This window comes from Arthrobacter sp. D2-10, assembly GCF_054161285.1.
Map to the genome: position 1 here is coordinate 1650419 of NZ_CP096431.1, position 19731 is coordinate 1670149.

Genomic DNA, 19731 nt, shown 5'->3' on the forward strand with positions numbered 1-19731 from the left:
GACGTGAAACTCCATGCCGTCCGGTTGGACGGCCGGCGGCAAGAACCCGTGGACACCGGTGAGCGCGAGCGCGGCGGAACCTTTGCGGACGCAGCCGCCCGGCACAGCTTTCTCGCCGGGCGGGCCTGGCTGCGTGAAATCGTGGGTTGTGCCGCTGGTATCGAGGCGAACCGGCTCCTCGCCCGATTCGATTGTCCGTCGTGCGGCGGCGTAGATCATGGACGGCCGGGCTGGACGGTCGATGGGGAAGTGGTGCCGTTGGCTGTCAGCCTGAGCCGTAGCGGCGGCTGGGCCGTTGCTGCGGTCGAGGATGCGCGGGTGACCCCCGTGGTCGGGATCGATCTCGAACAGATCAACCGGTTCGAGGGCACGGAACTTGATGCGACGGTGTTCACGTCCGCCGAACGCTTCCGCATCGAGGGCCAGGACGAGTCCGGCAGACCGTTGCTGCGGGCGATGCTCTGGGCGCGGAAAGAAGCGGTGCTCAAAGCGGCCGGTACAGGTCTCATGACCGACCCGGCGTCGGTCGATGTTCTGGAACAGCAGATCCGCGTGGGACGGCGCAACTATGTGCTCGAGGACGTTGACCCTGCAGAGCTTGAGTTGCCCCACGGCTTCGTTGTCGCCCTTGCGACAGCCTGCTGAAGCGTCGGAAACCGGCGGGCCGGGTCAGGGAAGTGCGGGTAGCCGCGCTTCATACAGCCAGGGACGCAGCAACCCGGCGGCATCGAACCCGGGGAGGTCCGCGCACAGCTCATCCGTGAGCGACAGGAAGTCGGCCGTGCTGGCGTTGGCGTGCCTGAAGCGCCCCGTCCATTCCCTGAGTACGCCGAAGAACCGCTCGTCGCCGATCGTTTTCCTCAACGCGTGCAGGGCGCACGCCCCCCGCTTGTAGACGCGGTCGTCGAACATCGCAGCCGGGCCCGGAGAGCCGATCTCCAGATCGCGCGGGGCTGAGGCGAGACCCGACCAGGCGTCACTGGCGCGGCGCTCCGTTGACAGCGAGCCGGATTCCTCGGACCAGATCCACTCCGCATAGCAGGCGAAGCCCTCGTGCAGCCAGATGTCCTGCCAGGAAGAAGCGGTCACCGAGTTCCCAAACCACTGGTGCGCGAGCTCGTGGGCAATCAGCCGTTGCGCTGCCCATTCAGAGCTGAGATGGTTCTTGCCGATGATGGACAGCGTCTGCGCCTCCAACGGTATTTCGAGCTCGTCATCCGCCACGACGACGGTGTAGAGCGGGAAGGGATAGGCACCGAACCGTTCGGAGAACGCACTGATCATCTTCCCCTGATGGGCGAGCGCCTTGCGGGCTGCGGGAAGAAGAGGGCCGGGTGCGGCAACATACTGCGGCACGGCGCCGGCGTCGGCGAGCTCAGCCAGCTGGTAACGGCCAATCTGGACCGTCGCGAGGTACGTGGCCATCGGTGCGGTGGATTCGTAGACCCACGTCTCACGGCTGGACGCCACCGAATGGGAGGTAAGCGTCCCATTGCAGACCGCCCGGTAGCCGGCGTCGGTGGTGACGCGGATGGTGAAGGCAGCCTTCATCCGCGGGTGGTCGTTACAGGGGAACCACGACGGCGAACCGGTGGGCTGACCTGCCACGAGCGCGCCGTCAGTGAGCTCCTCCCATCCGACGTCTCCCCACACCCCGTTCAGCGGCGACGGATTCCCCGAATAGCGAATGTCCAGGACGAATGGTGATCCGCCGATCAGGGCCTTGGCGGGCGTGACCTTCAGACGGCCGTTGGCGGCCCGTATCTTCCGCACCCGCTCACCGTTCAGCGAAACCCGGCCCGCCCGCAACCCCGAGAGGCTGAGAACCAGATCGGGCACAGAATGCGACTCCGGCCCGCCGATGACACCCGAGATAAGCGCCCTGCCCTCCAGCCGGTTGCTGGCCAGCCGGTATTCGATGGTGAGGTCATAGGAACTGACCGAGTAATCCTCTGTGCCGTGCCCGGGCGTGTACGGGTCCGCGGAAGCAGATTGCACCGCGTTCCTGCTGCAATCAGTGGATTGTGCCATCAACTAACCAGGACCTTCTCTGCAGGTGCCGCGGACTCGGAACGCTTCCACGGGCTGACCGGATTACCCATCCACGAGCTTCCCGCGGGAACAGTCTCTCCTCGCATGACCAGTGAAGCCGGTCCCACCGTTGAGCCTGCTCCCAGTTCAGCCGCCGGAAGGATGACTCCGTGCGGTCCAAGGGTAGCGCCGTCCTCCAACGTTACGGTGTCCATGGACATGACGCGGTCATGGAACAGGTGAGTCTGGACCACGCAACCGCGATTGACCGTCGAGCTGTCCTGCAGATGAACGAGGTCCGCTTCCGGCAGCCAGTAACTCTCGCACCAGACTCCGTGTCCGATCTTCGCGCCCAGCGCACGCAGCCACCAGACCAGCGCCGGTGTACCGCTTGCTGCCCGCGCGAACCAGGGCGCCGCCACGGACTCGACGAACGTGTCCACCACCTCATTCCGCCAGATGAACGAGCTCCAGAGCGGATGTTCGCCCGCCCGGATCCTTCCTACCAGCAACCATTTGACGACGACGGCGCTCGCCGCCGCCAGCGCGCCCGCGAACATCATGACCGCTCCACCTGCCAGTGCGGCCACACCGTATCCCCAGGTGTTGGCGAGCAGGTCCAGCAGATAGAGCACCAGTCCCGCGATACCCACGGTCAGGATCGTGGCGGCGAACCGGGTGACCTCCCAGGCGGCGCGCGCGACCCGGAGTCGCGTGGGGGGACTGAAGGTAAGTCCCTCATCGGCGAGCATCTGGGTCCGCCGCAGCCGGAGGGGAGGGGAACCCAGCCAGGAGGTTCCAGCTTTGGCCTTCGCCGGCGTGGCGGACAGCACGGCGACGAGGGAATCCCTGGGAACCCGCCGTCCGGCGCCGATCATGCCGGAGTTGCCTAGGAAAGAACGCTTGCCGATCTTGGCCGGCGCGATCTTCATCCAGCCGCCGCCGAGCTCGTAGGAGGCCACCATGGTGTCGTCAGCGAGGAAAGCGCCGTCGCCGATGGTCGTCATGCGCGGGATCAGGAGCACGGTCGAGATTTCCACGTGCTTGCCGACGGTTGCGCCCAGAAGGCGGAGCCAAATCGGCGTGAACAGGCTGGCGTAGAGCGGGAACAGGAGGTCCCGTGCCATATCGAGCACCCGTTCAGTGGCCCAGACCTGCCACCCGACACGGCCGCGGACGCGATGCCACCCCTCGGTGAGACCGATCCCGAGCAACCGGACCGTTCCGAGGATGAGCAGCATCGTCACCAGGAACCAGATTGCGGCCACGAGAGGGAGGGAAATGAGAAGTCGGGGGAATGCTTCGGAGAGGGATCCTGCTCCCTGAAGCGTCGGCATCAGCGGAAGGATTGCGACGGCGGCGGCGAGGAATGGGATGGCTGCCAGGACCACCGAGGCGGCCGCAAAGCCGAGGAACTCGCCGATCCCGCGGGATGCGGGCGCGGCCGGCCAGGGTTGTTTCGCCTTCCCGGTACGGGTAGCGGGCGATCCTGAGACGTGATGTCCGGCCTTCACTTTCCCCGATACCGCAGATCCTGGCGCAACGACAGCACCTGAGCCGACCCTTGCTCCGGGCATCAAAGTGCTGCGCGCTCCGATCGTGGCGCCCGTGCCGATGCTGACGCGGCCGATGTGAACCAGATCGCCGTCTACCCACCAGCCGGAGAGGTCTACCTCGGGTTCCACCGAGGTTCCACTGCCCAGATTCAGCATGCCGGTGACGGGCGGGACCGAATGCAGGTCCACATTGTGTCCCACTTTCGCACCAAGGGCACGCGCGTAATAGGTGATCCAGGGGGCGCTCGCGAGGCTGACGGCGGAGGCCATATCCGCGATCTGTTCAGCCAGCCACAACCTCAGGTGAGCCCGCCCGCTGCGCGGGTAGCTGCCTGGCCCTACGCCTCGAAGCAGGAGCCGTGCGGCGCAGACGGCGATGGCCATGCGGCCCCAGGGCGTGACAAAGACCGCCCACGTCGCAACGACCCACCACCAGGAGATGGGAGTGAGCGTGAAGACGCCCCAGGCCGCGAACAGATTGTTGAGTGCCATGAGGTAGGTGAGCCACCGCATGGCCACCAGGATGTGCAGGGGCACACCCATGATGGTCTGGAACACCTGTGCCTTGCGGCTGGTCCGGACCACGCGACGTTCAACCGCATCAGCTGCGACCTCCGTCTGCCGCACCATGTCGATCAGGGCACCCACACGGGGATGCGAGTACACGTCGGCAACCGTGATGCCCGGATAGCGGCGCCGTAGTGCGGAGACCAGCTGCGCCGCGGACAGGCTGCCGCCCCCCAGCGCGAAGAAGTCGGCGTCAAGGGAGGTGACAGGCGCCCCAAGGATGGCGGCGAACTGGTCGGCTATCCACTGGGCGGCTTCATCGAGGTCAAGCGGGGCACCGTCGTCGTCGTGCCCTGCGCCGGGCAATGGCCACAGCAGGGCTGCCCGGTCCACCTTCCCGCTGGTTTTCGTGGGAAGCGAGTCGGACTCGGTGAGTAGGGGGATGAGCGGTGCGGGGAGGGAGGCGGCCAGTTTCTCGCGGAGGGCCACCAGATCCAGGGGGTGGCCCGCCGGCACGAGGTAGCCCACCAATACCTGGGTGCCGGCGGCTGTGTCCTTGACCGCCGCAGCTGCTCCGGACACTCCGGGAAGCGCCTGAAGGGCCGCGTCAATCTCGCCCAGTTCAATGCGGCGGCCGCCGAGCTTGACCTGCTCATCCGCCCGCCCCTTGAAGATGAGCCCCTCGGGTTCGAACTGGACCAGGTCCCCGGAACGGTAGGCGCGTTCCCACCCCAGGGTGGGGAACGGAGCGTACTTCTCACGATCCTTCGCCTCGTCGAGGTAGCGGGCAAGACCGACGCCGCCGATGATCAGCTCCCCGACTTCACCCTTGGCCACCGGTAGGCCTTCCGGATCGACGACGGCGAGATCCCATCCGTCCAGCGGAAGTCCGATGCGCACTGGGCCGGTCCCGGTCAGCGGCGCTGCGCAGGCGACGACCGTCGCCTCGGTGGGCCCATAGGTGTTCCATACCTCCCGTTCACCGTCGGCAAGCCGTGCTGCGAGCTCGGGAGGACAGGCTTCGCCCCCGAAGATGAGCAGGCGCACCGACTCGAGCGCTTCCACTGGCCAGAGCGCCGCGAGCGTCGGAACAGTGGAGACGATCGTGACGCCGCGCGTCACCAGCCATGGTCCGAGGTCCATTCCGGTCCTGACCAGAGCACGCGGGGCGGGGACCAGGCATGCGCCGTGCCGCCAGGCCAGCCACATCTCCTCACAGGAGGCGTCAAAGGCTACCGACAGTCCAGCAAGCACACGGTCGCCCGGTCCTGCCGGCTCCCGCTGAAGGAAGATACGGGCTTCAGCGTCGACGAAGGCAGCAGCGGAGCGGTGGCTCACCGCCACGCCCTTCGGCGTGCCCGTGGAACCGGAGGTGAAAATGACCCACGCGTCGTCATCCGGCAGCGGCTGCCGGGGCCGGGGAAAGGGTCCTTTCCGGTCCTTGCGTACCTTGATACGGCCACCCGTCAGGATGACACCGGCAACCTCCGCCTCACTGAAGACGAGCTTCGCGCGCTCCTCCGGGTCGTCGGCGTCAACGGGCACGTAGGCCGCCCCGATCATGAGCGTGGCCAGAATGGAGACATACAGCTCGGCCGTGCCCGACTGTATGCGGATCCCGATGCGATCTTCTGCGCCCAGCCCGGCGCTGTGCAGTGTGCGTCCCACGGCGCGCGCCGCATCCAACAGCTCGGTGTAGCTCATCCGGCTGGTGCCGTCGTCCAGGGCCGACGCGTCGGGGTATGCTTCGGCGGTTGCTGCCAGGACGTCGATCAGCGTCCGGGGTGGGGGAGTGGACTGGCTGCCGGGCATCTGGGGGGCATGGGTTGTCACGGGGTCATGATGTCATCAGACAAGCCCGATCGCGCCATTCCACGCACGCGCCCGAAGGAACTGTGACGAGTTCCATTGGCGACACCGAACCTGCAGAAGTGACCCCGGAGGATATAAATGGGAAGGAAAACCACAGATGGGAGCCGGAACCTCGTGAGTGCCCAACCGTGGTCGCGCGGCCAGCTCGCCATTGTCCATGATCCTTCGAGGGGCGCTGCGGCGGACCTTGCACGCGGCATCGAGCTGCTGCGTGCTGCCGCGTCCGGTCAACTCCCGCCGACGCTCCGGCTGTACCGGCCGTACCCCACCGTTGCCTTCGGGCAGAGGGATGCGCGCCTGCCCGGATTCGATGAAGCGGCCGAGGCCGCACGCGGTGCCGGTTTCGAGCCGCTGATCCGCAAGGCGGGCGGGAGGGCGGCGGCCTATCATCAGGGCTGCCTGATCGTTGACCATATTGAACAGCACGACGACGCGATCGCCGGCTCACACGCCCGTTTCGGCCTGCTCGGTGAGCTCCTCGCTGAGGCGCTGCGCCGGGTCGGCGTCGATGCGTCTGTGGGCGAGATTCCGGGCGAGTACTGCCCCGGAGAGTTCAGCGTCCACGGTAACGGCCCGGTCCGGGTGAAGCTGGTCGGGACGGCCCAGCGGGTTATTTCGGGTGCCTGGCTGTTCTCATCCGTCATTGTGGTCGAGGACTCGGCACCGATCAGGGCGGTACTGGAGAAGACCTACGCCGCCCTGGGTCTCGAATGGAATCCGGCAACCGCCGGGGCGGCCGACGACCTCGTGCCCGGCCTGACGGTCGATACGGTCGCGGACGCCGTCGTCGCCGTTTACGAGGATGTGGTGCGGCGCAGCTAGCGAGTTTTGGTGATCCGGGTGAGCTGCTGGTCGTTGACTGGGGCGCGGCGCTAGGGTGAGCCATGGCGAACAGACCCTCGCGCGCTCTGATGCTCGTTGTTGCCCACCCGGACGACGACGCGTACGGGCTCGCTGGAACGGTGGCACTTCACGCTGATGATCCCGACTTCCGATTCGTCCTTGTGCATGCGACCGACGGCGCGGCTGGGGACATCGCGCATGGTTTTCCTGCTACGCGCGAGAACCTCGGACAGATTCGCCGGGAGGAATGCACCCGCGCCTGGCGGTCACTCGGCCGGGAGCCGGATCGGCACGACTGGCTGGACTACGACGACGGCACCGTTGCCCAGGCGCCCTTCGCAGAGCTCGTCGACCGTATCGCCGCAATCATGAGGGAAGAAGCACCCGACGTCGTTGCCACCTTCGGTCCGGACGGGATAACCGGACATCCGGACCACATCGCCGTGGGCGCGGCGACGGATGAGGCGTTTCACCGGGTCCGCGCCTCCGGCAGCGCTGGACTGCACCGGCTGTTGCACGGGGCCATGCGCGAGTCCACTTTTCGCCGCTGGAACACAGCGCGGGCCAAAGAGGGGGACGAGCCCTGGGATCCCTCCCGCGTCTATCACCTGCGCGGCGTGGCCGATGACCAGATCGGCGTGGAGGTCGACACGACTTCTGTTGCATCGCGCATCGTGGCCGGGCTGAACGAACACCGCAGCCAACGCCACGTAATCTACGGTCAGGACCGTTCAAACGAGCAGTGGGAGCGTTCTGTTGGACGGGAGAGCATGGTGATTGCGTGGCCCCCGGTGACACCGGGGGCGCCGCTTCTTTCGGACGTGTTCGACGGCCTCTGAGCCGCCGGAAGGCGACGCAAATCAGTGCCCGCGGGCGATCCATTCCTCAAGTTGTGGAGCTTCCTCGGCGATGCTGGTCGAGTCACCGTGCCCGGTTCGCACCACGGTGTCGGGCGGAAGGGTCAACAGCCGGGCGCGGATCGACTCGATGATGGTGGGGAAGTCGCTGTACGAGCGGCCGGTCGCTCCCGGCCCGCCGCGAAAGAGGGTGTCTCCGCTAAACAGCGTGCCGGCGTCGGGCAGGTAGAAGCACACCGAGCCAGGTGAGTGGCCGGGGGTATGAATTGCCTGAAGGGTCGCTCCGGCGACGGTAAAGGTGTCTCCGTCCGCGATGGTGCCGCCCGGAGCGGTGTCCGGGTACACGGCATTCCAAAGCATGCGGTCGTCGGGGTGGAGGTGGATCGGTGCCCGTACCGCGTCGAACAGATCGCCGACCGCCCGGATATGGTCATCATGTCCGTGCGTCAGCAGGATCGCGCGGACCTGACGTCCGTTGACCTGATCAATGATCGCATCGGCGTCGTGCGGAGCGTCGATGACGATGCACTCCGAATCATCACCGATGATCCAGACGTTGTTGTCCACCTCCCACGTCCCACCGTCGAGGGAGAACGTGCCGGAAGTGACGAGGTGATCGATGCGTGCGCCCATCAGAGCTCCACCACCGAACGCAGCACCACGCCGTCGTGCATTTTGGCGAAAGCGGCCTCAACCTGGTCGAGCGCGATCCGCTCGGTGACGAAGGCGTCAAGGTCAAGGTTGCCCTGCTTGTAGTGGCTGACAAGCATGGGGAAGTCCCGGGAGGGAAGGCAATCGCCGTACCAGGACGATTTCAGCGCTCCACCGCGGCCGAAGACGTCCAGCAGCGGCAGTTCAAGCGTCATCTCCGGTGTCGGCACGCCCACCAGCACAACGGTCCCAGCGAGGTCACGGGCGTAAAACGCCTGCTTGTAGGTTTCAGGGCGTCCGACGGCGTCAATCACCACGGCGGCACCGTTGCCGTCGGTCAGCTCCCGGATTGCCTCGACCGGGTCGGACTCCTTGGAGTTCACGGTATCCGTGGCACCCAGGCCCTTCGCGAGATCCAGCTTGCGGCTGTCGATGTCGACGGCGATGATCCGCGTTGCCCCGGCGAGCTTTGCGCCGGCGATCGCTGCGATGCCCACGCCGCCGCAGCCGATCACAGCTACGGAATCACCACGCCGGACGTTTCCGGTGTTGATGGCCGCGCCGATGCCGGCCATGATCCCGCAACCGAGCAGGCCCACAGCTGCCGGATCCACATCGGGATCAACCTTGGTGCACTGCCCCGAAGCCACGAGCGTTTTCTCCGCGAAGGCGCCGATCCCGAGGGCGGGGGAGAGTTCGGTGCCGTCGTCGAGCGTCATTTTCTGGGTGGCGTTGTGCGTATTGAAGCAGTATTGCGCTTCCCCGCGCAGACACGCCCGGCACTGTCCGCAAACGGCCCGCCAGTTGAGGATGACGCGATCGCCCGGCTGCACATTGGTGACGTCCGGTCCGACGGCGCTGACGACGCCGGTGGCTTCGTGCCCCAGCAGGAAGGGGTAGTCATCGCTGATGCCGCCCTGCTTGTAGTGCAGGTCCGTGTGGCACACGCCGCACGTGAGAATGTCGACCAGTGCCTCGCCCGGACCGGGGTCGGGCACATTGATGGTGACGACGGTGGCCGGCGCATCCTTTTCCATGACGACGACGCCCTTGACGCTGTGTGGCATTGACACTGTCCTTTTCCTCGAGGGTGGGGGAACGCCTCCAGCTTATAGATAGTGGACGGACGACTATCGAAAAAGCAGGACACGCCCCTTATCCACTCGGATAAGGGGCGTGTCCTGCCGAATCACCGCGGGCTAGACGCCGACGCGCGCCTTCACCTCGGATGCCGAGGGGTTGGTGGCGGTGCTTCCGTCCGGGAAGATGACGGTAGGCACGGTCTGGTTTCCGCCATTCAGGGACGCGACCAGTTCCGCCGTTCCGTCAACTTCCTCGATGTTGATCTCCTGGTATCCGATGCCCTGCGCATCGAGTTGTGACTTGAGCCTGCGGCAGTAACCGCACCACGAGGTGCTGAACATGGTGATGGTGCCGGCAGCGGGTGTGTAGTCCACAGTGCTCCTTTGGTGCGTGGCGGACTCGTTCCGAATCCGCCTGAGAGGTGGTTTCTGTCGGCAGGTATAACGCCCGGGGAGCGAGGCGCATTCCCGGAGAGCACTGCCGCTGCGGCCCGGAGTTCGGTTGGTTGGCCGCTGACGTAACGGATACCATCGAGAAGACCGCGGCGGGAGTGTTGGGGGATTGTGCCCCTCGTCCGCCGGTACGGTTGATTGACCAGTTTTGGAACCCGTTCAGTTCACCCTTATCAAGAGGAGACCTTAGTGTCAGCGCCCCCATCACTCACCCTCATCGTCGACGGCGAAGAGCAGCGGGTGACCACCGGCACTACGGGAGCGGACCTCTTCAAGGAGCAGCGCGACGTCGTCGTAGTCCGGGTTAACGACGAACTGTGGGATCTAAGCCGCGAACTGGAGGACGGTGCGCGCGTTGAGCGGGTCACCATCGATTCCCCCGACGGCCTGAACGTTCTTCGCCACTCCGCCGCGCACGTCATGGCGCAGGCTGTCCAGCAGCTCCGTCCCGATGCCAAGCTTGGCATCGGCCCGTACATCACGGACGGCTTCTACTTCGATTTCGATGTCAACGATCCCTTCACGCCGGAGGATCTGAAGCAGCTCGAGAAGATGATGCTGAAGATCGTCAACGCGAACCAGCTCTTTGAGCGCCGGGTCGCGAGCGAGGATGAAGCCCGCGAAGCCATGAAAGACGAGCCCTACAAGCTCGAACTCATCGGCCTCAAGGGCGGCAACGGAGACATCACCGACGACGACGGCGCATCCGTCGAGGTCGGCGCGGGCGAATTGACCATCTACGACAACCTGGACCGCAAGTCCGGGGACGTGGTGTGGAAGGACCTGTGCCGCGGCCCGCACCTGCCCAACACCAAGCTGATCTCGAACGCCTATGCGCTGACCCGTTCGGCTGCGGCCTACTGGCGGGGCAGCGAAAAGAACAAGCAGCTGCAGCGCATCTATGGCACGGCCTGGCCCACCAAGGATGACCTCAAGGCCTACCAGGAGCGGCTGGCCGAGGCTGAGCGCCGCGACCACCGCAAGCTCGGCAGCGAACTTGACCTGTTCTCTTTCCCGGACGAGCTCGGATCCGGGTTGCCCGTTTTCCATCCTCGCGGCGGCATCATCCGCAAGGCGATGGAGGACTACTCGCGTCAGCGGCATGTCGAAGCCGGTTACGAATTTGTCTACACCCCGCACATCACCAAGGGACACCTCTACGAGGTGTCCGGACACCTTGACTGGTACCGCGACGGCATGTTTCCGCCCATGCACGTGGACGCTGAGCTCGACGCCGACGGCAAGGTGCGCAAGCCCGGCCAGGATTACTACCTGAAGCCGATGAACTGCCCCATGCACAACCTGATCTTCCGTTCCCGCGGACGGTCCTACCGCGAACTGCCGCTTCGGCTCTTTGAATTCGGGTCGGTGTACCGGTACGAGAAGTCGGGAGTGGTGCACGGGCTGACCCGCGTGCGGGGCATGACCCAGGACGACGCCCACATCTACTGCACCCGGGAACAGATGAAGGACGAGCTGACCACCACGCTCAACTTCGTCCTCGGGCTGCTGAAGGATTACGGACTGGACGACTTCTATCTGGAACTCTCCACGAAGGACCCTGAGAAGTACGTGGGGGATGACCAGACCTGGGAAGAAGCGACCCGGACACTGGCCGAAGTCGCTGAGGCATCCGGGCTGGACCTGGTCCCCGATCCCGGAGGAGCGGCGTTCTACGGACCGAAGATCTCCGTGCAGGCCCGCGACGCCATCGGCCGGACCTGGCAGATGTCCACCATCCAGCTGGACTTCAACCTGCCGGAGCGTTTCGAACTTGAATACCAGGCAGCGGATGGTACGCGCCAACGGCCGGTCATGATTCACCGTGCACTGTTCGGCTCCATCGAACGGTTCCTGGGCGTGCTCACCGAGCACTACGCAGGGGCCTTCCCCGCCTGGCTGGCTCCGGTGCAGGTACGTGCCATTCCGGTGGCGGACGCGTTCAACGACTACCTGTTCGACGTCGTCGACAAGCTCAAGGCGGAGGGTATCCGGGCCGAGGTGGACATCAGCTCCGACCGGTTCCCCAAGAAGATCCGCACGGCAAGCAAGGAGAAGATTCCGTTCGTCCTGATCGCGGGCGGAGATGACGTCGACGCCGGCGCTGTGTCCTTCCGCTTCCGGGATGGAAGCCAGGAGAATCAGGTGCCGGTCGACCAAGCCGTGAAGCGGATTGTGGAAGCCGTCCGCAGCAGGGAACAGTAGCGGTCCATGGGGAACACAGGCGCTGACGGGCAGTATCGCGACGACGGGGACGTAACGGACAGGTTTGAGCTGGCCGGCGTGCCCGATGCCTTCCAGCGCCTGTGGACTCCGCACCGGCTGGCCTACATCAAGGGTGGCCAGGGTCAGTTCAGCAAGCAGGAGGACTGTCCCTTCTGTGCCGCGCCCGCGCGGTCTGACGAGGAATCGCTCATTGTCCACCGCGGAGAACGTGCGTACGTCGTCCTGAACCTCTTCCCGTACAACCCCGGCCACCTGCTGGTATGTCCCTACCGCCACGTGCCCGACTACACCGACATCACGTCGGAAGAAACGGTGGAGATCGCGCAGCTTACGCAGGCAGCCATGCATGCGCTGCGCAGCGTGGCGCGGCCCACCGGATTCAACCTCGGCATGAACCAGGGAGTCACCGGCGGCGCGGGCATCGCAGCGCACCTGCATCAGCATGTGGTTCCTCGGTGGAACGGCGACGGCAACTTCTTCCCGATCATTGCCCAGACCAAGGCCATCACCCAGACCCTCGACGAGGTAAGGGAACAATTGGCAGCGGCCTGGGATGAAGCAGCTGCAGCCTCGATGGACACCGGTGCGGGCCATGTTGAATAAGTACGCCCGGTCCTTCTTCACCTCCCTCTTCACACCGCTGGCGACGCTGCTCCTGAAATGGCGGGTATCTCCGGATACCGTCACCGTTATCGGAACGGTCGGTGTTGCGGGGGGAGCGCTGGTCTTCTATCCCTTGGGGCAGCTGTTCTGGGGCACGGTCTTCATCACACTTTTTGTCTTCTCGGACGTGGTTGACGGGATCATGGCGCGCATGCAGGGGCGCAGCAGTTCCTGGGGAAGCTTCCTCGACTCGACCCTGGACCGCATCGCGGACGGTGCACTTTTCGCCGGCGTCGCCGTCTGGTTCTTCCTCGGCGGCAGTAACAACGCGATCGCACTCGCCGCGCTGGCCTGCCTCGTGCTCGGCATGATCGTTTCCTACGCACGGGCCAAAGCTGAGTCGCTGGGCTTCACTGCCAACGTAGGCATAGCCGAGCGTGCAGAGCGGCTGGTTTCGGTGTTGGTAGTGACCGGGCTGACCGGACTGGGCCTGCCGGAGGTGGTTCTCCTGGCTGTGCTGGTCCTCCTGGCTCTGGCGAGTGTCATCACCATCGTGCAGCGCATCATGACGGTGCGGGTCCAGGCCGCCGCCGCAACCTGAGCGCGGTTCCTGGCGCCGGCTTCGTGCGGGACCCGCTGTCCGGTCGCACAATTGGCATCCCATTACGTCTGGTTGCTGACCGGCGCTTTACGGCTGCGCGCGGGCGTATCATGGATTGTTATCTTTTCTCTACCCGAGGGGCCAAACTGTGTCCACTGTTGAAGAAGCTTCCACCACCGCGCCAGTGACCGGGAGCAGCCGGGTCAAGCGCGGGATGGCGGAGATGCTCAAGGGCGGCGTCATCATGGATGTCGTCACTGCGGAGCAGGCGCGCATCGCTGAGGATGCCGGTGCCGTTGCTGTGATGGCTCTTGAGCGCGTTCCCGCTGATATCCGTGCTCAGGGCGGAGTGTCCCGGATGTCTGATCCGGACATGATCGAGAGCATCATCGAGGCTGTGTCCATTCCGGTCATGGCCAAGGCCCGGATCGGTCACTTCGTCGAGGCGCAGGTGCTGCAGTCCCTCGGTGTTGACTACATTGACGAGTCCGAGGTCCTGACCCCGGCGGATTTCACCAACCACATCGACAAGTGGAAGTTCACTGTCCCCTTCGTGTGCGGTGCCACGAATCTCGGTGAGGCGCTTCGCCGGATCAACGAGGGTGCGGCGATGATCCGTTCCAAGGGTGAAGCCGGTACCGGGGATGTCTCCAACGCCACCATGCACATGCGTAAGATCCGGGCGGAGATTGCCCGGCTCAGTTCCATGCCGGAGGACGAGCTGTATGTCGCGGCCAAGGAGCTTCAGGCGCCGTATGAGCTGGTCAAGGAGGTTGCCGCTGCGGGCAAGCTCCCGGTAGTGCTGTTCACCGCCGGCGGTATCGCCACCCCGGCTGACGCTGCGATGATGATGCAGCTCGGCGCCGACGGCGTTTTTGTCGGGTCGGGTATCTTCAAGTCCGGCAACCCGGCCGAGCGGGCCGCGGCGATCGTGAAGGCCACCACCTTCCACGATGATCCCGATATGATCGCCAAGGTTTCCCGAGGCCTGGGCGAAGCAATGGTCGGCATCAACGTCGACGAGATCCCGCAGCCGCACCGCCTCGCCGAGCGCGGCTGGTAATACCCGCTTCACTATGAAGGGTCGGACGAATTCGTCCGGCCCTTCGTTGTTTCCAGGGGCGGGGCTAGGCTTGTCGCGTGAGCGGGCGCAGGATATTCACCGGGAAAGCCGTGACGCTTGTGGTGCTTCTGTCGCTCACGGGTTGTACGACGGCCGGCCCGCCTCCCCAGGGCGTGCCATCGGGCACTCCTCCGGCGTCCGCACCATCATCGGCCGCACCATCATCCTCCGGCCCGGCAACCTCCGCCACCGCATCATCTCCGCCGCAACCTTCAGCGCCCGCTTCAACGGAGCCGGAACCGGGGGGCTGTCCAGGGGGAGATTGCCTCACGGTTGTGTTCACCGGGGACCTGCTCCTTCATGAGAGACTCTGGCAACAGGCAACGCTCGACGGCGGTGGCGACCTGGATTTCCGGCCGCTCCTGGCCGCGCAGGAAGCGTATGTCGCGCCCGCAGATCTCGCCGTCTGCCACCAGGAGACACCGCTGGCGGAGCCCAGCGGACCGTTCTCAGGCTTTCCCGCCTTCAACGTGCCGCCGCAGATCGCCGACGCCGTCGCCGCGTTGGGCTACGACGCCTGTACCACCGCCAGCAACCACACGCTCGACGCCGGCACGGATGGGCTGAACCGTACCCTCGACACCCTGGATCAGGCGGGACTCGAACATACCGGTTCCTACCGCACAGCCGAGGAGGCAGCAGAACCGTTCATCATGGACACCGGAGAGGCGAAGGTTGCGATAGTCACCGGCACCTACGCGCTCAACGGGATGGTCCCGGAGTTTGACTGGCAGGTAGACCGGTTGGATACAGCCGCGATGATCGCGAAGGCGGACGCCGCGCGCCAGGCGGGTGCCGACGTCGTACTCGCAGCTGTGCATGCCGGCGACGAGTACGCCGACTACGCCAATGCTCAGCAGCAGGAGGTGGCGCACGCACTGGTGGACAGCGGCCGCTTCGATCTGATCTACGGACACCACAGCCACTCGGTGCTGCCCATCGAGAAGTACAACGGCGTGTGGATCGTCTATGGCCTCGGAAACACCATTGCCGCCCATCTCACGCCGGATATCCGCAACACGGAGGGCCTTCTGGTCCGTGCGGACTTCGAACGCAACGACGACGCCGGGTTCCAGGTGGCCGAGCTTCGCTGGCTGCCGGCCACCTGGAATGGTCCTGAACATCGCTGGTGCCCTGTGGCAGCCTCCAGCCTGCAGGAGATGGCCGCCTCGGGAGCGTCATGCGTCTCGAATGAGGAGGACGCCGCGAGCCGCGCGCGAACCAAGGCAACGGTGGAGTCTCTGGGAGCAGCGGAGGCCGGTGCGGTGGAGTGGCCTGAAGTTGAGGACTAGGACAGGGAGATGGGATGACTGCAGAGCGTGAGGCACTGGCTGCCCGGATCAGGTCGATGATTCAAGACGGCGGCCCCGTTCGCGAGGTCGCCATGTTCGGTGGGATAGCGTTCATGCTGGAGGACCGGATGCTGCTATCCGCTGGTCGTGACGGGTCACTCCTCGTCCGGGTTGATCCGGCCGACAGCGAAGAATTACTGCAGCGGAAGGGCGCCGGCCTGTCATTCATGGGTATAGAACGGCCCATGGGTCCGGGTTGGCTCACCGTGCAGCCCGACGCGCTGCTGGGGGACGAGGACCTCATGCAGTGGATCGGCGTCGCTCTTGACTTTCACTCGCGCTAGAGCGGCGGGTGCAGGTGCAACGTGTGTCAGTGTGAGCGCGAATTTCACCGTGCGCCCGGCGCTCAGGGGGTGAAGATGTCGTTCAAGGTCACGGTGATGAGTTGACGGTCGTTGATCAGCTGACGAAGTTGTGGGAACACGTTGGTGACGGGCAGGTAATTGAGATGACCAATGATGATGTGCGCCGGCCTGAACCACTCCGTGGCGAGGTTAACGATTTCCTGCTCGGGCAGCAGACCCGAATCAGCGAGGGAGCCGTACCACAGGACTGGGCACGTGTAGCCGATCGACGCTGCGAGAGCGTCCGTACGCGCGTCGCGGTACCCGTAGGGCGGGCGGTAGTACGGGCGTGCGTCGACGCCGAAGGTGGCGGAGATGAAATCGTGGTTGCGCTGAAGTTCGGCGACCACTTCCGCGTCGCTGACGCTGGTCAGATCGGCATGGGACCACGTGTGGTTGGCGACCTGCACCTGCCCGGACGCGACGAGCGGCTTCAGGAGGGAAGCGTGCTCGGTCCAGCCCGGGTATGAGCCGTTGAGGAAGAACGTAAGCCGGGTGCCGCTGTCACGGGCGAACTCTGCGTATCGCCGCACGACTTCGCTGTCAGACCCATCGTCGACCGTCCAGGCGAGGACGGGTTCCGTCGTGGGAAGGCCGGTGATGATGCCGGGAGGCAGGGGCACCTTCGTTACGGCGGGAGGAGCCGGCACCGGACTCGGAGTGGGGGAGGTTGAGATTGGTGAAGGAGTAGGTTTTGGTGCTGCGGGCGGCTTCGTCAGGACCTGTGCGCCGCTTGAGCTTCGCTCGGCGCCGGCGCAGGCCGCCAGCCCACAACCGATTCCGGTAGCTGCCAGCGCACCGATAAACGCCCGTCGTTCCACAGTGAAACCTTCCCCCAAGAATTTTGCCGCAGCTAGAAGCGTATAACGGCTGAGAGGCCGCTCAGTCCAGCCGCAGCCACCAGGTCTGCCCACGCCCGATCAGTTCGAAGCCGCGGCGGGAATACAGCTCGTAACCTTCGGGCGTGGCATTCAACGCGAGCTCCCTGGCGCCCGCCGCCGCGGCCTCCCGGGCAAGGGCTGCAAGAAGAGCTGTGCCGTGCCCGCGACGACGGAACCCGGGGTGGACTTCCATGTTGAAGACGCCGCCGAGGCCGCGGGGGTTGTCGATCCCGTCATAAAACGAATACGCCGACCCAACGAGGGACTCACCCTGCCGCGCCACCGCGTGCCAGGCCCTCCGCGGTTCGGCCCGGGCGACAGCCAGTTCAGTGGCAGGCGGCCCATCGAACTCAGAAACCGACGCCGTAATGGTCGTTCCACTGCTGTCGAAGGCAGTGACAGCGTCAACCGGAGCGCTCATCCACCACGGCTGCCAGCCCTGTTCGAAGCCGAAGCTTCCAAGCTCCTGTCCCCGAACCGCACCATTGAGCCATACACCCACGGTCCCCGCCCCAAGCCGGACCCCCTCGGCGAGGCCGGGCCTCAACCCGGCAGGGGACACTGCAGTCGGGAACATCAGCATGAGCTCGCGCCGTGCAGGCAGCCAGATCCAGTCACACTCGTGCGTCGAGAAAGTCCTGCCGCCGGTTGCCCGGGCCATCGCAGCGAACCATGCCCGCTGCAGCCTCTGGCAACCGGCGATCGTGGTCATGGCTTCTCAGCCAGCCCTCGACGCGCCAACAGCGGATCGATGCTTGCAGCCCGCCCACGGAATGCAGCGAACGCCTCGAGCGGGTCGACGCTGTAGCCGCGCGAGAGCAGCTCACGACGGAAGTGCTCGCCGTTCTCGCGGGTGAGCCCGCCGGACTCCTCGAACCACTCGACGCTGTCCGCATCAAGGACTTCACTCCAGATGTAGGCGTAGTACGCTGCCGCGTAGCCGCCCGCGAAAATATGCTTGAAATAACCGGTGCGGTACCGCGGCGGCACAAGTGCGTAGTCCACTCCGGCGTCGTGCAGAGCCTGCTTCTCGAAGGCTAGTGGATCCTCCACCGTTGTCCCCGGCGGCAGCTCGTGCCAGGCCAGGTCCAGAAGTGCAGCGGCGAGATACTCGGTCGTGGCGAATCCCTCACCCCACTGCCGTGCGGCAACCAGCTTGTCGATCGTGTCCTGGGCAAGCGGCTCGCCGGTCTGGTGGTGGCGCGCGTAATTATTCACCACTTCCGGCCAGAGCATCCACATCTCGTTGACCTGTGAGGGGTACTCCACGAAGTCGCGGGGCACGCTCGTGCCCGAGAACAGCGGATAGGCGACGTTCGAGAACAGACCGTGCAGTGCGTGTCCGAACTCGTGGAACGTGGTCCGGACCTCGTCGAACGTCAGCAACGTGGGTTCACCCGCCGGCGGCCGGGTGACATTGAGATTATTGACGACGACGGCGCGCGTCCCGGCCAGCCGGGATTGCTCCACGAAGGAATTCATCCAGGCACCGCCGTTCTTGGTCTCGCGCGTGTAGTAGTCCCCGAGGAACAGCCCGAGTTCCGTTCCGTCCTCCTCTCGGACCTCCCAGACCCGCACATCCGGATGGTAACCCTGCAGGTCGTCACGCTCATGGAACGACAGCCCGTACAACTTGTTCGCGGCGAAGAAAACCCCGTCCTTGAGTACCCGGTCCAGCTCGAAGTAGGGGCGCAGCGCGGACAGATCGACGTCGTAACGCTCCGAGCGCACCTTCTCGGAGTAGAAGGACCAGTCCCATGCCTCGATCGGGTGGCCGGCAACGCTCTCCAGCTGTTCAGCTTCGGCACGCGCATTCCGCACCGCAGGTCCTGCCAACCGGCCCAGCATGTCGTGGATGGCGTCCAACGAAGGTGCCGTCTGGTCGTCCGTGGCGAGCTCGGCGTGATTGGCGAAGCCGAGCAGGGCGGCGCGTTCTGCACGCAGGGCGGCCATGGTCGCCGCGACGCCGACTGTGTTGTTGGCGTTGTCGCGGAAGCCGCGGTTGATGGAGGCTTCGTGGAGGCGGCGCCGGGTTTCCCGGTTGGTCAGGGACTCCAGTGCAGGCTGGGAGGTGGGCAGGATGAGGGTCAGGAGGTATTTGCCCGGATGTCCTGCTGCCTTGGCGGCGTCGGCCGCTGACGCGACGTCGTCCGCTGTCAGGCCGTCCAGTTCCGCCGGGTCGTCGATCAGAAGCGCAGAATCATTCGTTTCCCGGAGCAGTCGTTGGCTGAACTCGGTGCCGAGTTCGGAGAGCTTTCCGTTCAGTTCGCGCAGGCGGTGCTGCGCATCATCGTCGAGCTGGGCACCCGCGCGGACGAAACGCTGTCGGTATTCATCGGCGAGCCGCGCCGATTCGGGGTCCATGTCGGAGGCATCGACAGCGTTGACGCGGGCAAAGAGAGCGGTGTTCAGGTAAATGTTGTCCCCGTGCGCAGCGAGCCGCGGTGCGATCTCCTTCTCCACCGCCTGTATACCGTCGGTGGAGTGCGCCGACGAGTTGTTGTAGAACACCAGAGAGACGCGGCGGAGAGTCTCACCGGCCAGTTCCAGCTCAACGATCGTATTGTCGAACGTCGCTGGTTCAGGGTTGGAGACGATCGCGTCGATCTCGCTGAGATGCACCTGCATGCCTGCTTCGAAGGCCGGAAGGTAGTCCTCTTCTCGGATCTGGGCGAAGGGCGGCAGCTGATACGGCAGCGTACTGGGACTGAGGAAGGGGTTGCTCATGGAAACCAACCTTGGCATAACG

General features: G+C 65.2%; 18 protein-coding genes. 9 read left to right on the forward strand and 9 right to left on the reverse strand.

Annotated features, from left to right (window positions below; translation table 11 throughout):
- Positions 1-3 precede the first annotated feature (3 nt).
- The gene (locus tag M1D74_RS07700) at positions 4-645 is read left to right on the forward strand and encodes a 4'-phosphopantetheinyl transferase family protein (protein WP_458117043.1); all 642 of its coding nucleotides are present in this window, start codon (positions 4-6) and stop codon (positions 643-645) included.
- A gap of 24 nt (positions 646-669) precedes the next feature.
- Here the strand turns inward: M1D74_RS07700 and M1D74_RS07705 are convergent, their stop codons facing one another.
- Together M1D74_RS07705 and M1D74_RS07710 are read right to left on the reverse strand one after the other, a co-directional pair.
- Positions 670-1998 (reverse strand): M1 family metallopeptidase, encoded by a 1329-nt coding sequence (locus tag M1D74_RS07705; RefSeq protein ID WP_309071913.1) that lies wholly within the window; start codon positions 1996-1998, stop codon positions 670-672.
- A gap of 32 nt (positions 1999-2030) precedes the next feature.
- Positions 2031-5906: a Pls/PosA family non-ribosomal peptide synthetase gene (locus M1D74_RS07710; RefSeq protein WP_458117158.1), complete on the reverse strand. Its 3876-nt coding sequence runs from the start codon at positions 5904-5906 to the stop codon at positions 2031-2033.
- Between the two features lie 174 nt (positions 5907-6080).
- Here M1D74_RS07710 and M1D74_RS07715 point away from each other — a divergent pair, with 174 nt between their 5' ends.
- Both M1D74_RS07715 and M1D74_RS07720 read left to right on the forward strand, forming a co-directional pair.
- Positions 6081-6788, forward strand: coding sequence for a lipoyl protein ligase domain-containing protein (locus tag M1D74_RS07715; protein ID WP_458117044.1), 708 nt, complete (start codon positions 6081-6083; stop codon positions 6786-6788).
- A 62-nt stretch (positions 6789-6850) separates the two neighbouring features.
- Positions 6851-7648, forward strand: coding sequence for a PIG-L deacetylase family protein (locus M1D74_RS07720; protein ID WP_458117045.1), 798 nt, complete (start codon positions 6851-6853; stop codon positions 7646-7648).
- A 21-nt stretch (positions 7649-7669) separates the two neighbouring features.
- Here the strand turns inward: M1D74_RS07720 and M1D74_RS07725 are convergent, their stop codons facing one another.
- From M1D74_RS07725 to M1D74_RS07735, 3 genes are all read right to left on the reverse strand, one after another.
- A complete protein-coding gene (locus M1D74_RS07725) occupies positions 7670-8299 on the reverse strand; it encodes an MBL fold metallo-hydrolase (protein ID WP_458117046.1) in 630 nt (209 codons plus the stop codon).
- Positions 8299-9384, reverse strand: a complete 1086-nt coding sequence (locus tag M1D74_RS07730) for an S-(hydroxymethyl)mycothiol dehydrogenase (protein WP_458117047.1) — start codon at positions 9382-9384, stop codon at positions 8299-8301. The genes M1D74_RS07725 and M1D74_RS07730 overlap by 1 nt, the downstream gene beginning before the upstream one ends.
- A 132-nt stretch (positions 9385-9516) precedes the next feature.
- Entirely contained in the window at positions 9517-9774 is a 258-nt protein-coding gene (locus tag M1D74_RS07735; protein WP_309071908.1) for a mycoredoxin, read from the reverse strand.
- A gap of 267 nt (positions 9775-10041) precedes the next feature.
- On the opposite strand from M1D74_RS07735, the gene thrS reads away from it, so the two are divergent.
- The 4 genes from thrS to pdxS all read left to right on the forward strand — a co-directional run bounded on the left by thrS (position 10042) and on the right by pdxS (position 14345).
- Positions 10042-12057: a threonine--tRNA ligase gene (gene thrS / locus M1D74_RS07740; protein ID WP_458117048.1), complete on the forward strand. Its 2016-nt coding sequence runs from the start codon at positions 10042-10044 to the stop codon at positions 12055-12057.
- A gap of 6 nt (positions 12058-12063) precedes the next feature.
- The gene (locus M1D74_RS07745) at positions 12064-12681 is read left to right on the forward strand and encodes an HIT family protein (protein WP_458117049.1); all 618 of its coding nucleotides are present in this window, start codon (positions 12064-12066) and stop codon (positions 12679-12681) included.
- Positions 12671-13282, forward strand: a complete 612-nt coding sequence (gene pgsA / locus M1D74_RS07750) for a phosphatidylinositol phosphate synthase (RefSeq protein ID WP_309071905.1) — start codon at positions 12671-12673, stop codon at positions 13280-13282. The genes M1D74_RS07745 and pgsA overlap by 11 nt, the downstream gene beginning before the upstream one ends.
- A 214-nt stretch (positions 13283-13496) precedes the next feature.
- Positions 13497-14345, forward strand: coding sequence for a pyridoxal 5'-phosphate synthase lyase subunit PdxS (gene pdxS, locus M1D74_RS07755; RefSeq protein WP_458117159.1), 849 nt, complete (start codon positions 13497-13499; stop codon positions 14343-14345).
- Between the two features lie 64 nt (positions 14346-14409).
- Here the strand turns inward: pdxS and M1D74_RS07760 are convergent, their stop codons facing one another.
- Positions 14410-14688: a hypothetical protein gene (locus tag M1D74_RS07760; protein ID WP_458117050.1), complete on the reverse strand. Its 279-nt coding sequence runs from the start codon at positions 14686-14688 to the stop codon at positions 14410-14412.
- Here M1D74_RS07760 and M1D74_RS07765 point away from each other — a divergent pair.
- Both M1D74_RS07765 and M1D74_RS07770 read left to right on the forward strand, forming a co-directional pair.
- Positions 14681-15697 (forward strand): CapA family protein, encoded by a 1017-nt coding sequence (locus tag M1D74_RS07765; RefSeq protein ID WP_458117051.1) that lies wholly within the window; start codon positions 14681-14683, stop codon positions 15695-15697. The genes M1D74_RS07760 and M1D74_RS07765 overlap by 8 nt on opposite strands.
- A gap of 14 nt (positions 15698-15711) precedes the next feature.
- The gene (locus M1D74_RS07770; RefSeq protein ID WP_458117052.1) at positions 15712-16041 is read left to right on the forward strand and encodes a TfoX/Sxy family protein; all 330 of its coding nucleotides are present in this window, start codon (positions 15712-15714) and stop codon (positions 16039-16041) included.
- Positions 16042-16103: 62 nt separating this feature from the next.
- Here M1D74_RS07770 and M1D74_RS07775 read toward each other — a convergent pair whose 3' ends face one another.
- From M1D74_RS07775 to M1D74_RS07785, 3 genes are all read right to left on the reverse strand, one after another.
- The gene (locus M1D74_RS07775; protein WP_309071849.1) at positions 16104-16922 is read right to left on the reverse strand and encodes a polysaccharide deacetylase family protein; all 819 of its coding nucleotides are present in this window, start codon (positions 16920-16922) and stop codon (positions 16104-16106) included.
- A 61-nt stretch (positions 16923-16983) separates the two neighbouring features.
- Positions 16984-17694 carry a GNAT family N-acetyltransferase gene (locus M1D74_RS07780; RefSeq protein WP_309071850.1) on the reverse strand — a complete coding sequence of 237 codons (711 nt, stop codon included), beginning with the start codon at positions 17692-17694 and terminating at the stop codon, positions 16984-16986.
- The gene (locus M1D74_RS07785) at positions 17691-19709 is read right to left on the reverse strand and encodes a M3 family metallopeptidase (RefSeq protein WP_458117053.1); all 2019 of its coding nucleotides are present in this window, start codon (positions 19707-19709) and stop codon (positions 17691-17693) included. The genes M1D74_RS07780 and M1D74_RS07785 overlap by 4 nt, the downstream gene beginning before the upstream one ends.
- Positions 19710-19731: the final 22 nt, after the last annotated feature.

Excerpts from the sequence above, each read along its gene's own strand:
- M1D74_RS07785 (WP_458117053.1), bottom strand. The coding sequence starts at position 19,709 with ATGAGCAACCCCTTCCTCAGTCCCAGTACGCTGCCGTATCAGCTGCCG.
- pdxS (WP_458117159.1), top strand. The coding sequence starts at position 13,497 with ATGGCGGAGATGCTCAAGGGCGGCGTCATCATGGATGTCGTCACTGCG.
- M1D74_RS07725 (WP_458117046.1), bottom strand. The coding sequence starts at position 8,299 with ATGGGCGCACGCATCGATCACCTCGTCACTTCCGGCACGTTCTCCCTC.
- M1D74_RS07730 (WP_458117047.1), bottom strand. The coding sequence starts at position 9,384 with ATGCCACACAGCGTCAAGGGCGTCGTCGTCATGGAAAAGGATGCGCCG.
- M1D74_RS07710 (WP_458117158.1), bottom strand. The coding sequence starts at position 5,906 with ATGCCCGGCAGCCAGTCCACTCCCCCACCCCGGACGCTGATCGACGTC.
- pgsA (WP_309071905.1), top strand. The coding sequence starts at position 12,671 with ATGTTGAATAAGTACGCCCGGTCCTTCTTCACCTCCCTCTTCACACCG.
- M1D74_RS07770 (WP_458117052.1), top strand. The coding sequence starts at position 15,712 with ATGACTGCAGAGCGTGAGGCACTGGCTGCCCGGATCAGGTCGATGATT.
- M1D74_RS07745 (WP_458117049.1), top strand. The coding sequence starts at position 12,064 with ATGGGGAACACAGGCGCTGACGGGCAGTATCGCGACGACGGGGACGTA.
- M1D74_RS07720 (WP_458117045.1), top strand. The coding sequence starts at position 6,851 with ATGGCGAACAGACCCTCGCGCGCTCTGATGCTCGTTGTTGCCCACCCG.
- M1D74_RS07780 (WP_309071850.1), bottom strand. The coding sequence starts at position 17,694 with ATGACCACGATCGCCGGTTGCCAGAGGCTGCAGCGGGCATGGTTCGCT.